Annotated in this window: 10 protein-coding genes and 3 pseudogenes; 3 read left to right on the forward strand and 10 right to left on the reverse strand. The window is 34.9% G+C overall.

From position 1 onward, the window contains the following. The 10 genes and pseudogenes from eutH to ABLV90_RS03390 form a co-directional block, all read right to left on the reverse strand. Positions 1–1,236: an ethanolamine utilization protein EutH gene (gene eutH, locus ABLV90_RS03345; RefSeq protein WP_460872150.1), complete on the reverse strand. Its 1,236-nt coding sequence runs from the start codon at positions 1,234–1,236 to the stop codon at positions 1–3. A 107-nt stretch (positions 1,237–1,343) separates the two neighbouring features. Then, complete coding sequence (locus ABLV90_RS03350; RefSeq protein ID WP_460872151.1) at positions 1,344–1,766, reverse strand: ANTAR domain-containing response regulator; 423 nt, start codon at positions 1,764–1,766, stop codon at positions 1,344–1,346. 144 nt (positions 1,767–1,910) lie between these two features. Further along, positions 1,911–3,368 (reverse strand): sensor histidine kinase, encoded by a 1,458-nt coding sequence (locus tag ABLV90_RS03355; RefSeq protein ID WP_427705893.1) that lies wholly within the window; start codon positions 3,366–3,368, stop codon positions 1,911–1,913. Between the two features lie 249 nt (positions 3,369–3,617). Further along, positions 3,618–5,051, reverse strand: coding sequence for an aldehyde dehydrogenase (aldA, locus tag ABLV90_RS03360; protein WP_460872152.1), 1,434 nt, complete (start codon positions 5,049–5,051; stop codon positions 3,618–3,620). Next, positions 5,048–6,395, reverse strand: a pseudogene (locus ABLV90_RS03365) (MFS transporter). The gene aldA and the pseudogene ABLV90_RS03365 overlap by 4 nt, the downstream one beginning before the upstream one ends. Before the next feature lie 21 nt (positions 6,396–6,416). Beyond that, positions 6,417–6,731, reverse strand: a complete 315-nt coding sequence (rhaM, locus tag ABLV90_RS03370) for an L-rhamnose mutarotase (RefSeq protein ID WP_427708216.1) — start codon at positions 6,729–6,731, stop codon at positions 6,417–6,419. After that, a pseudogene (gene rhaD, locus ABLV90_RS03375) lies at positions 6,732–7,506 on the reverse strand (rhamnulose-1-phosphate aldolase). Between the two features lie 57 nt (positions 7,507–7,563). Then, positions 7,564–8,823 carry an L-rhamnose isomerase gene (gene rhaA / locus ABLV90_RS03380; protein WP_460872153.1) on the reverse strand — a complete coding sequence of 420 codons (1,260 nt, stop codon included), beginning with the start codon at positions 8,821–8,823 and terminating at the stop codon, positions 7,564–7,566. Continuing rightward, the gene (locus ABLV90_RS03385; protein WP_460872154.1) at positions 8,810–10,045 is read right to left on the reverse strand and encodes a rhamnulokinase; all 1,236 of its coding nucleotides are present in this window, start codon (positions 10,043–10,045) and stop codon (positions 8,810–8,812) included. Before ABLV90_RS03385 ends, rhaA begins: the two co-directional genes overlap by 14 nt. Further along, positions 10,021–10,275 carry a hypothetical protein gene (locus ABLV90_RS03390; protein ID WP_193014023.1) on the reverse strand — a complete coding sequence of 85 codons (255 nt, stop codon included), beginning with the start codon at positions 10,273–10,275 and terminating at the stop codon, positions 10,021–10,023. The genes ABLV90_RS03385 and ABLV90_RS03390 overlap by 25 nt, the downstream gene beginning before the upstream one ends. A gap of 170 nt (positions 10,276–10,445) precedes the next feature. Between ABLV90_RS03390 and ABLV90_RS03395 the strand changes: the two genes are divergently transcribed. The 3 genes and pseudogenes from ABLV90_RS03395 to ABLV90_RS03405 all read left to right on the forward strand — a co-directional run bounded on the left by ABLV90_RS03395 (position 10,446) and on the right by ABLV90_RS03405 (position 13,975). After that, entirely contained in the window at positions 10,446–11,195 is a 750-nt protein-coding gene (locus ABLV90_RS03395) for a DeoR/GlpR family DNA-binding transcription regulator (RefSeq protein ID WP_069816904.1), read from the forward strand. Positions 11,196–11,459: 264 nt separating this feature from the next. Next, the gene (locus ABLV90_RS03400) at positions 11,460–13,487 is read left to right on the forward strand and encodes a BglG family transcription antiterminator (RefSeq protein ID WP_460872155.1); all 2,028 of its coding nucleotides are present in this window, start codon (positions 11,460–11,462) and stop codon (positions 13,485–13,487) included. A gap of 19 nt (positions 13,488–13,506) precedes the next feature. Next, positions 13,507–13,975 (forward strand): annotated as a pseudogene (locus ABLV90_RS03405) (PTS sugar transporter subunit IIA). Positions 13,976–14,009: the final 34 nt, after the last annotated feature.

Genomic DNA, 14,009 nt, shown 5'->3' on the forward strand with positions numbered 1-14,009 from the left:
TTATTTATCTAAATATTCATGCTCTCCAATGATGCCGGCACGTCTATCAATTTCTTCCAATTTTCTCGCTTTCGGGATACATAGAATGTAAGCAAAGCATATTGCTATAATACCCGCACTCAATTTACCAATTAATACAGTCGGTATGAGCGTTGGCTGAAAATTTGCCGTATATGACAAATGATCTCCTAATAAGAACGCACCACAGACACCGAATGCGATATTTAACACTTTATCTTTAGGTGGCATATCTCTTACTAACTTGAGCATAGCTAGAATATTAGCAATTGTAGCGATAAACCCAGCACTACCTACTTCACTGAGTCCCACTTTACTACCAACAGTATGCAAACCTTTAGAGAAGTACTTACGTATTAAATAAACCATTGGGAATGCACCCGATAACATAATAGCAATATTCCCTGCGTTCTCTAATGCCCTAAAGTTATCTTCACTATCCGCCATAATTGGATCGAAGCCCCAGACACCAAAAACTGTTGTAAATAATCCTGTAAATATTTCTACTACTGAAAATACAAAGACCAATTTAATACAGGAATCTAGTATTTTACCAAAGACAATAAAGGTTTTAATCATAATATCCGAGAAGAAATACAGTCCAATGGCTGTTACTACTACAAAAATAATTAATGGTAATAAGTTGATAAATACAGTGGATAAACTGATTTGAAAAACGTGTGTGGTCGCACTCGTTGTATCAATCACTGTACGGATTTTTGTATGACTAAATAAAATAGTTACCGTAGAAATAAATACACCAAAAGGAATGGCCAACAATCCTGATAGAATACCCAAAGCCATGTATTTATGATCTCGTTTATCAAGCATTGGTAGACCAAGCGGTATTGTGAACACGATTGTGGCACCAGCCATAAAACCAACAATCATTGCCATAATCCAACCTTCATAGCTATCCTTTAATACATCTGCAAGTTGATATCCCCCCATATCTGTCGCGAGTATTGATGTTGCGGCTATAGCGGGATCCGCACCAATTTTATCAAAAAGCGGTCCAAAGAATTTTTCTATAAATTGCGATATGAATGGAATAGAAGCCATAATACCTGCTGAGTTAGCAAAGATAGGTCCGATGGTATAAATACCTTCCATAAATTCCTTCCCTATCCCTTCATTCGCATTCCGAATTGCACCAAAAGCACCTAACACTGCACATACCATAATAATGTAAATAATCACTGTACCAATATGTTCCATGATAGTTTCCCCCATTTTTATGAGCTATAAAAAAACAAAAAGGTGCCTATTTGATTAATTCAAATAAGCACCTTTGCTTGATTATATTCACTTGTATTGTAAAGCTATTACCCCAATTGTTTAATGATTGCTGAAGCTTCTTTTTCAATAGCTATTTGGTTATCCATACTGTTTCTCCTAAGCTTTTGATAAGCTGCTTCTTCCGTTAAATCAAGTTGTTTCATTAATAAGCCTTTTGCCTTTTCTATACGTTTCCGATGTTCCATTTGCAAACGTGTATCACTCACTTCTTGCTTGAGTTTACCCATACTATCTGATTGCGACATTGCAATTTCAATAGGCGGTAGCAATTGTGACTCAGATATAGGTTTAACGATATAACCTACGACATTTTGTTGCTTAGCTTCTTCAACGTACTCACAATGACTATATGCTGTCAGGATAAGTATCGGAATATCATGTTTCTTACCAATAATTTTACTGGCTTTTAAACCATTCAACTTCGGCATTTTAATATCCATGACAATCAAATCTGGCCGAAATTGATCTGCGGCTTCAATTGCTTTTTCTCCATTACCTACTTCGCGACGACATTGTAGTTTGCTTCCCCAAGCATTTCTACTATATCCATTCGGACAATCGCTTCATCTTCAACTACCATAATAGATTTCATTTCAATCCACCCCTTTGTGTTGAAATTCAACTTTACCTATTGTTCCAATTGAATTACGGTCAATGTTAAATGTACCTTCTAAATCATTTTCTGCTATAGTAGTAACAATTTTCAATCCAAATGATGGTAGAAAAGCACTCTCTTCTTCGCCCGTATCTTGAACTTCAAGCTTTACGGTATCCGATTCTGTATCGTAAGCTAGCGTTACGCTTATTATACCCTCAGTCTGATTGTTGAAAGCATGTGTTAGACAATTCGTAATTAATTCATTCGCAATCAACGCTACAGAGACTGCAATATTAGATACTAAATTAATATGTTCATCTGTCTGATATGTAATATGTAAGGTTTTATTCGATGATTCGTTATAAACGACCATATTACCTATCTTTTTAATCAATTTATCGATATTCACCGTATCTGTCGATGATTCATCTAGAATGACTTCATACACAGATGCGATACTTAGAATGCGATTTAAACTTTCTTGGAAATATTTTTCACTGCCATTTGGCAAACCGCGTCTCATCTGTAAGCGCAGTAAACTGGCTACGGTCTGTAAATTATTCTTCACACGATGATGTACTTCTCTAATTGCTACAGATTTAGAAATAAGTTCGCGTTCCTTTTCTTTCAAATCTGTAATATCTTTCAGTAGAATTAAATGACCTGTCATTACGCCTTCTTCAAGTAACTGAATACATTTCACTTGAAAGTAGTGTCCTTTAAGCTCGCGTTCTTCAATTGTAATAACACGACCATCTGTAAGCATGTCTTTAATGCTCGGAAACAATGCTACGAAATTCAATCCCGCTTCACAATCGACACCCACTAAATCTCTAACCATTGTCTCACCGGCTAAATTATAGTAGCGGATGTCTAATGAGTTATCTAAATCAAATAAACTTTCTTCAATCATATCCGGTACAAAAATTGGGTTATCACTATTTTGCGAGACGATATCACTTAATGTTGTAGTCGCCTGTGTCAAAGCTCTTAATCGTTTTTCTTCCATTACTTTGTTGCTTACATCTATTTCCATAATCAGCGTGCCAACAATGGCATTTTCCAATTTAATTGGTGTAACACTTTGTTCTACGACTTTACCTTCTTGAGTGATTGCACGATGTTGTGCAAAATCATCTCCTTCCAACACTTGGAATACAGCGGGTTCAAATTTTTCATACACATTTTCACCAATGACTGAACCTTGATATAAACCTTCGTCATTTGTAGGTATGGCTTCCGCTACTACTATAACTTCTCCATCTTTTTTAGTAGGACAATCAATAAACACATTCGCCCTATTTAAATCAGCAATCATTTGTAAATGATCAGATACTTCTACGATATGTTGTGTAGCCTGTGGTGTTAAACTTGTATGCGTTTTACATAAATTTTTCACTTCGTTGATAGTCATCATTCCAAACATAGTTGTGCGAATTTTTAGATTTCTCATATATATAACTACCATTATGAAATTTTGACGATTATATGTCAATGTAAAATGAGATAAATCTAAAAATTTATAGTAATTTTTCATCATTATTGCGTGCTCTCGCTTATTCTACATCGCATTTTTATATGGCTCATATATGTGTTGCTCTACGCTTCTTATAATTAAAACGAGAGCAGAATAGAAATCAAAATTTGATTTCCTATCCCGCCCCCACAAGACTCTCTATAAACAAGCTCGGTTGTAAATTATTTATTCATCTAACTGCATATATACGATATGTGTTCTTAAATATTCTTCTAAGCCATGCTTACCGTCTGCTCCACCAACACCTGATTGTTTTACGCTCGCATGGAAACCTTGAATTGCTTCAAAGTTTTCTCTATTTATATATGTTTCACCGAATTCTAATTTTTCTACTGCTGTAAATGCTTTTTGGATACTCTCTGTATAGATAGAAGATGTTAAGCCGTACTTACTGTCATTTGCTAATTCAATTGCTTCTTCAAAAGTATCAAATTCAACAATTGGCAAGACAGGTCCAAAGACTTCTTCTTGAACAATATCCATACTATTTTTACAATTTGTGATGATTGTAGCTGGATAGAAGTAACCTTGTTGCTCAGGTATTTCTCCGCCACATTTAATTACGCCACCTTGTGCTTCAGCTTTTTTAACATGATTATGCACACGCTCTTGAGCCTGCTTATTAATTAAAGGACCCATGTCGTAATTATGTTCTAATGTATTACCAAAACGAACTTCGCTCATTTTTTGAACTAATCGTTGTGTGAATTTTTCACTTATACTGGAATGTACATACACTCGTTCAGCACAGTTACACACTTGACCCGTATTAATAATACGTGAATCTATAATATATTGAACTGCTTTATCTAAATTAGCATCTTCTAAGACAATTGCCGGTGCTTTACCACCTAATTCTAAATTAACTTTAGTTACATTTTTACTTGCGGCTTCCATTACTTTTTTACCTGCTGAGACACTACCAGTAATAGATACGAGTGCGACTTTACTATTACTCGCAAGCTCATTACCCACCACGCTACCTTCACCGTTCACTAAATTAAACACACCAGGTGGTAAGTCAACTGTATCTAAAATCTCAGTGAATATTTGCACATTTATAGGTGTTTCTTCTGAAGGTTTAACTACAATTGTATTTCCAGTAATAAGTGCTGGCGCTGTTTTGCGTGCGATTAAGAAGAACGGGAAGTTCCATGGCAAAATACCTGTAGTAACACCCAGAGCTTTTTTGTACATTAGAATATGTTCCTTCTTACGATCACTCTGTATGATTTCTCCTTCATATCTTCTTGCCCACTCTGCCATATAATCTATATAATCTGCTGTAAAAAAGGCTTCCGTGTTCGCTAAATCATATGTTTTACCACCTTCTTGCATAATGACTTTGGTAATTTCTTCACTACGTTCTCGAATACCTGCTGCAATTTTTTTAAGGTAGTTGCCTCGCTCAATTGCTGGCAGTTCGCTCCATTTCGTTTGGGCTTTATCTGCGTAGTCGATAGCTTCTTTAGTGTCTTGTTCTGAACCTCTGTATAACTTTGCAATTGTTTCTTCAGTTGCAGGATTTTTCACATCAATTGCATCTTCCATGTTTCTTTCAACAAATGAACCGTTAATATAATCTTTAATATTTATCATATTTTACTCTCCCCTTCTTGAATCATGGTATTTGTTTCTGGTGTAATGCTTACGCTACTATTTGCCCTTTCTCCATATCTTTCACGTTCAATCTGTTCTAACGTCTTACCTTGTGTCTTAGGAGTTAGGACAATGCCAATGACTGCATGAATAACTAAAAATGAAATCATAATGATTCCAGTAATTTTGAATCCAAGTGATGCTAAAATGGTAGGTAATACAAATGTATATACTGATATTCCTGCTCGTACTATAAAGTACATCAAGCCTTGCGCACCGGCACGATAACGGGTTGGGAATAGTTCACTTGTCCATAATGCATAAAAGACTTGGGCACCTATACCTGCTGCTGACCCCCATAATAAAACAAATAAAATCAGTGATATCCAATTCATAGGTGCAAAGGTCAATATAATCCAAGCAACAATACCCATCGTTGCACCAATACTAAATAGTAATCTTTGACTGATACGGTCTCCTAATTTCATAAATCCAAAGTAAGTCGTAATCACTGTACACAGCCATAAAATCGCTTGTAAAATGTTGGCTTGTGCACCACTCAGACCACCGACGCTTTCATAAATAAAGGGCATAAAGTACCCCATGGCGCCAGACGTTAAATTCCAAAATAAATAAATTCCTATAAGTAATAACATTGCTTTTAAATTCACTGGGTTAGTAAATAATTCTTTAAAAGCTGATGTCTTTTTAACATTAAACGAAGCTTCTCTTTGTTCTTTTTCCTTCTCTTCCTCCCAGATTTTAGATTCTTCCATACCTTGTCTAATCCACCACGTAACACCTGCGATGATAAACAAATGTAGAAAAATTAATCTTGAGCCTAATAATCCTAATGGCGCTAACATAACTGCTAAAGTAAAAGTAATTGCTTGGTCCAATAGACCAAGCTAATTGTGCAGTTCCTACACGTTTTGCTCTTTCTTTTTCTGGTGCTTCTTCTGCAATATATGTCCAAGCTACAGGTACCCCTATACCTACAGCTATACCAACAATGATTGTACCTGTGAGTAACATTGATAAATTAACAGATAGCATGATAATTAAAATACCTACCATGTATAATAATAGATCGTATTTAAAGATAAATTTTCTACCTAATTTATCTGTTAATGGACCACCGATTAATGCACCAATTGCTGCACCTAACGCGTTCGCACTTAATGCACTCAGTAAGCCCATCTGCCAATTATCAATATTTAAATATGCTTGCCAGAGTGATAAACTACTCGCTGCTGCAATAATTGAACCCGCTTCTATATAATTGGCCATCGCAACTGCAATTGTTGCCAGCCAGCCATTTGTCTTTTTAGGTTTTAAACTCATAACCTCATCCCCATTTTTCGTTTATTTCAAATAGAACATCTCTCTCAATTCAGTTGATTTAGGACTGTTATCTTCATTCACTTGCATGATATCGGCCATGTAGTCCCACCATTTCCGACAAATCGGATTTTTCGCCATATTGTCATATGCTGTTTTATCGGTAACATCAAGTACTGCAAATAATTCTCCAGTGGCTTCATTTAGAAAAATACTGTAGTCATGCACGCCGCTCTCTTTTAATAACTGTTTCATTTCAGGCCATAGTTCATCATGTCTTCGTTTATATGCATCATAAGAACCTTCATTGACATACATCACCGTTGCAATTCGCGTCATCTATCTCACCTCAACCTCTAAGTAACCTTCTTTAGGTTCTACATTAAATCCTTGAGCTAACTCCCATAAATTCTCATCCGAAATCGTTTGTTTAATACCACCTTGTGCTTGCGCATACGTATATACTTCAGCTGCTTTTTCAATGGTTTCAATCAGACCAAACACTTCGTCTAAATCATGCCCTGCTCCAAATACACCATGAAATGGCCAAATCACAGATCTTTGCTGTTTCATTTTTTCTGAAGTGAGTTGTCCTATTTGTTCTGTGCCAGGTACCACCCACGGAATAATACCAATTGCATCTGGAAATACAACGAGACATTCTGTACACATTTTCCATAATGTTTTCGTAAATGCCTTTTCATCTAATTCGTGCGTATACGTCATCGCAATCGTATGTGTGGCGTGACAATGCATAATAACGCGGTGTGTAGCATCGACTTCTAAACGTTGGATATGATTCATTAAATGCGTTGGCAATTCACTTGTTGCTACTGCATCGTTCACAAAACCCCATAAAATGTTATAGCTTTTACCGTCTGCTCGCAATTTTAATTAAACCTAATGCATCTTGTGGATCGTCTATAATATTTTTGAAGTATTTTCCTGTACCAGTGACAAGAATATATTTATTCGCTAATGGACGCACCTCAAATGGCAGACTTACGTTTCTTATATTTCTGCCATCTTCTGATAAATACGGTTGAACCTTGGCAGCATCTAATATCCAAGATATGTTGCCTCCGTTACGTTCGTCCCAACCTTTGTGATACATTAAATGTGTAATCTTAGATAATTCTTTAACCGCGGGAGAATCTACAAAGTTTTCCAATTAAATTCCTCTTTCCTGTAAAATATTTTCTTCGTATTTTTTAATTGGCTCATACCAATCCAATCCTGGTTCAGCATCGTTTCTGCTACAAAATTCATTCCATATCGCGCCAAACGGATACATCTTCATTTCTTCTTGTAACGCTAAACGTCTCGTAAAATCACCGCTTTGTTCAACTTCTTTTAATTCATTAATAGGATCTAATAATGCTTTAAGCAATGCTTTTTGCATATTTCTAGTACCAATAACCCATGCGACCACTCTATTAATAGATGCGTCAAAGAAATCTAAACCAACTGTTGTACTCTTAAGTAAATCGTTATAAATGAGTTCTTTGGCTATCTCATTCAATTCGTCATCCAATGTAACCACATGATCGCTATCCCATCTTACTGGTCTAGAAACATGTAAACTTAAACCTTTTGTAAATAAATTGAGTGCCGATAATTTGTTAGACACCACTTCTGTTGGATGATAATGTCCGGCGTCTAGTAATATTTGTTTATTTCTTGTTAAGGCATAACCCATATAAAATTCATGAGATCCCACAACATAACTTTCAGAACCAATACCAAATAATTTACTTTCTAATGTATCGATATTGTAGCTTTCGTCTATTTCTTCTTTAAAAATTTCATCCAAACTCTCCATCAAACGTTTGCGAGGTGTTAAACGATCTACCGGTGTGTCTTTATAACCGTCTGGCACCCAAATATTTGTTGTTGAAGGTTGACCGAGCTCTTTACCAAAATATTCACCGATTTTTCTAGATTGTTTACAATGTTGTATCCAAAAGTCTCTAATTGATTTATCCGGATGCGCTAATGTAAAGCCATCTTCTGACTTCTCATGACTGAAGCATGTTGGGTTAAAATCTAATCCCAATTCATTCTCTTTTGCCCAATGCACCCACTTTTCAAAATGCTTTGGCTCGATTTCATCTAAATCGATTGCTTCTTCAGATTCGGCATAAATACCATGTAGATTAATTTTATGTTTTCCTGGAATATGCTTTAAAGCTTCTTCTAAATCACTTCTAAGTTCTGCTCCATTACTTGCTTTACCTGGATGATTACCAGTAACTGATATGCCTCCTGATAATTCTTGATTGAAAAGGAAACCTTCTACATCGTCTCCTTGCCAACAATGGATAGAGATTTTAATATCTTTTAATTTAGTTAATGCTTTCTCTACATCAACGCCTAATGTCTCATATTGTGTTTTTGCCGCTTCAAATGCTTGCTTATTATACGTACTCATAATGAGTAACCCCCTTGAATGTCTTAATATCTTGATTTGCTATATGCTTTAACTCCGGTTTGTCTATCTTTGTCGTATCTGTAGAACGCTTAATTACCGCTCTAGCTTCTTGAATATTTTCAAACTCACCTGTGCCAATCATTGTTGCTGCCAAATTCCCATAAATTGTCGCTTCTGTTGGCCCCACAATGACGTCACAATTTGTATACAAGGCCGTAAGTTCATTTAAATAGTCATTGTTGGAACCACCGCCAACAATATTGATTACTTCGATTGGTTCTCTTGTTATTTCGTTTAACTCTTCTATGGAAATTGCATAAATTATTGCCAGATTCATATAGACGCTTTGCACAATTTCACCTAACGTTTGTGGCACTGTTTGGTTTGTCTGAATACAGTAATTTTTAATTTCATCCACCATACAGTCAGGATTAATAAAGCGTTGATCGTTAAAATCGATATAAACTTTAAAGTCTTGATGTTGCTTTGCTTCCTCTACCATTTCAGGAAATGTATAATTTTCAGGCCAATCTTTGCGTATCCGCTGTATAATCCACATACCTATAATATTTTTTAAGAAGCGATAGGTGTGATTCATACCGCGTTCATTAGAATATCCAAGTTCTAATGCTTTTTCAGTTACGATTGGGCTTTCTAATTCTTTACCTATTAATGACCAAGTCCCACTTGATAAAAAAGCCCATTTTTTAAATGCATCTCCAACAGAACCTAAAACAGCTGATGCGGTATCATGCGATGCTGTGGCATAAACATGTGTCACAGGTAAATCATCCTGGATGTTTAAGTCTGCATTGATTTCGCCTATGTATGTGCCAGGTTCAATCGTGTTTGGAAATTGTGCCTTATCTATTCCTATTGATGTTAGTAACGCTTGATCTAATGAATGATCATGCACTGAGAGTAATTGTGTCGTACTTAAATTGGTAATTTCATTTCTTTTCTCATTGGTAAGTAAATAATTCAAATAATCAGGAATAAGCAAAATATCATGTGCTTGATCTTTTAATGCGTGTGTCTCTTCAAACAACTGATAAATTGTATTAAAAGTTAAAAATTGAATTCCAGTTTTTTGAAAAATATCATATTTGGAAACTTCAGTGAATAATTTATCCATCGTTGTATCCGTTCTTGAATCTCTATATGAGACGGCGTTTTGTAAGCGCTTCCCTTTGTGGTCTAAAAAAGATAGTCTACGCCCCACGTATCTATACTTAAATAACACTCTGTGATGCCCATAGCTTTAGCTTTTTTCAAAGAAACAATAATTTCTTCAAATAAATAGTCAACATCCCACACTTCCTGTTGATTCTGTGTTGTAAAACCATTGGCGAAACGATTGATTTCTTGTGTTTTAATCTGGTTATTGTCGATATTTGCTAAGATGGCTCTACCACTAGACGCCCCAATATCAACAGCTATATAATGCTTCAACTTATCACCTCTTTGGTTATGATTATAATCAAACAATCCACATAAATCAACATAAAACAAAATATTTTGATAATTAATGTGGTTTATATGTTGGTTTCAGTCTTTTTTTGTGAGATTAAAAGCGGTTTTATGCTATAATGATGACAATATATATTTAGGAGAAATTTATTATGAAGCCATTTGAAAGAAGAAAGTCACTACTAAATCATCTCTATTTAAACAATGTTGTTTATGTGAATAAATTAGCTTCTGAATTTAATGTTTCAGAAGAAACAATTCGTCGAGATTTAGAAAAATTGGAAAAAGAAGGTATCGTAGAACGGAATTATGGTGGCGCGAAACTAATCAAAACTGAAGAACTGCCTTATTCTGTAAGACATACGCGCAATAAAGATAGCAAAGTCATTATTGCTAAAAAAATTGATCAATTTATACAAAATGATACAAGTTTATTTGCTGATTCCAGTTCTACAATAAATGAAGCATTAAAGCGTTTTGCTATTTCCAATAAAAGAATTCATATCATAACAAATGCTGTAAACGCACTATATGAACTTAATCAAACATCTATGGAAATCAACTCAACAGGTGGCAAATTATTAAAACATTCTTCCGCATTAGTTGGTCCTCAAACGACAGAATCAATTAATAAATTCCATACTGATTATGCGATTTTAAGCTGTAAAGCCTTGTCTAAAGATGGCATCATCACCGACTCTAATGAATACGAATCTCACATTAAAGAACTCATGATCAATAAAGCCAAACAAGTTATTTTGGCAATTGATGCTTCTAAATTTGATGGCAATAGTTTAATAAGCTTTGGTCACCTATCCAATATCGACTATATCGTGACAGATACTGAATTTGATGACGAATGGAAAAGCATCCTAGAAAATCATTCAGTAAAGATAATATAATTTCTCTTTTTAACTTTCATATCTTATAATCAATGAATTAAGAATGAAATTATTAAAATAATAAACATATTATACGATAAGCACTTATCATTCCAAATGCGATGGTAAGTGCTTTTTCTCGTTCTAATCACAATGATGTACATAAAACGGAAATGCATTTGTGTCTAATGAGTGTACAACTCTTTGATGACCTGTGCTAAATTAGAGTCAACAACAAGGGAGGGATTCAAAATACAAGCAGAAAACTTTAATATCATTACCGAAATGATTAAAAATCCGAAAATTAAAGGCAAAGACTTAGAAGTAATGTTCAACATGTCTCGCGGACAACTTGGCTATCGAATCCAAAAAATCAATGAATGGTTAACTGAACAAGATTGCCCAACAATTGAACGCACAAGCCAAGGATTCTTCATCGTTGATGATATAATCAAAAATTTTCTTAATGTATCACTTGAACCTATTCCACAGGAAGATGAGCAAGTATATACTGCTTACCAACGCGCGCATCTCATTTTACTGATGTTGTTTAGAGAAGATGAAACATTGTCATTAAATCACTTTGCAATCGATTTAAAAGTAAGTAAGAACACAGTGTTAAATGATTTAAAAAAATTAAAATTATTACTAGAACCATATGATGTCACTCTGAAATATTCACGACAGGAGGGTTATTATTTAGTCGGTAATGAGTTTGAAATTAGAAGACTTTTAACACGCTTAATTGATAAAGTATTCACTTTAAATATTTCAAAAGATGATATTTTAACAAGTTTAGCTTTGCAAGAAGATAAACTTCAAATCATCGATCTTCAAATTAACAAAATAGAACAATATTTAGAGAATAATTTTATTGATCAAAGTACTGAGACATTACGTTATAAACTCTATTTCATCTTGAGAAGAATTCAACACGATAAGATCGTCTCACCTTTTTCAATTGGATACGATGACCTTTCCGACACTGAGGAGTATCAAGCGACCGAAATACTAACTTCAAACTATCCTGATATTCCTCGGCAAGAGAAATTATTTATAACATTGCGGCTCTTATCAACAAGTGTGCAATGGTCGGAATTAGATGATGTGAAAGTTTTACCGGAATTAAAAACTGCACTACAAAGCATGCTTGATCAATTTGAGAAAATTACTTTTATCACTTTTGAAGATCGTGAAACATTGGTCAACCAATTGTTGTTTCATATGAAGCCCGCCTTTTACAGAATTAGATATGAGTTATCTGATGTCGATAGTTTACAGAATAATCTGAAAGATGATTACAAGGAATTATTTCATCTTGTTAAACTCTCTTCCAAACCTATGGAAAAGTTCTTTAACCAACCATTACCTGATAATGAAATCGCATATCTAACCATACTCATTGGCGGTATTTTAAGAAGACAAGATGAAGACATCGACAAAAAAGTAAAAGCTGTGGTGGTTTGTACACAAGGTACGTCAATTTCTCAACTCATGTTACAAGAATTACGGAGTGTGTTTCCAGAATTCATATTTTTAGATGCCTTATCACTACGTGAATTTAATCAGTATACGCTAGACTTTGATATTGTCTTTTCACCAATGCACGTGATGACACACAAAAGATTATATATCACAAAGGCAATATTAACTGCCAAAGAAAAACACGATCTTCGTCAGTACGTATTCGGTCAACTCAACAATAATTTTGAGACAGACATACACGCTGAAAAGATGCTCGCCATGATACGTGAGCATGCAGATATTCATAACGAAGATGCTTTACTTAATGAAATTAAAAACCAATTTGATGATATTCATGCATACGCTTCAATCAAATCGTCTTCAATTTCGTTAAATGGTCATTTGAATTTACAAGATTTGTTGCCAGTACACCATATTCAATTTGCATCTCGTGTTTCAAATTTGGAAGAAGCAATTCGGCTTACAGCTGAACCACTTTCTAGTCAAAGCTATATAGATGTAAATTACATCGATTCGATGATTCAATCTTTCGACGATACTTATATGGTTATCAATCAAAACATCGCCATACCACACGCTGAGAACGAACAAAATGTAAACCGTACGTCTATGAGTATGTTGGTATTAGACGAACCATTGACGCTAAGTACAGGACGTAATGTACATGTCTTTGTAGTTATCGCGACAACAGATAAATTCAAACATTTAAGACCCCTATTACAGTTACGAGATTTAGCACAAGACAATGAAAGTATGCAAAGCATCATACAAACAGATTCAAAATCACAAATATTTGAAACGATTAAACAATTTTCAAAAATAGACTAAAGCAAAGGGGTTGCGTCATATGGAAGGTTTAACAGTTGATGCCTCGAATGTTGTCATTGGTTTAGAGGCCACAACAAAGGAAGACGTCTTAAGTCAATTAGCCGATTTAATGCATGACAATGGTTACGTCAAAGCATCATACAAAGATGCAGTCATCGAAAGAGAACAATCATTTGCTACAGGGTTACCTACAGTATATTGTTCTGTAGCCATCCCGCACACAGATATCCAAGCACGTGAATTCAAAATCAATCGGTGTGGCTGTCCTTAAAGAAACAGTTCCTTTCGTCATTATGGGCGAAGTTGAAGAAACAACGGATGTGAAATTAATCTTTATGCTCGCAATGGATAAAGAGGATGCACAGTTATCATTACTACAAAAATTGATGGGCATTTTCCAAAATGATCAAATACTTGAAACCATTGCCAACGCAACAGATAGCAATCAAGTCGTAGAAGTTATTGAGCAAGAATTAGCAGACGCATAATCATTCAATTTATTAATAAAAAATATAACAGGAA

Origin of the sequence: Staphylococcus sp. 2S1 (assembly GCF_046721335.1) — a bacterium.
GTDB lineage: Bacteria > Bacillota > Bacilli > Staphylococcales > Staphylococcaceae > Staphylococcus > Staphylococcus equorum_A.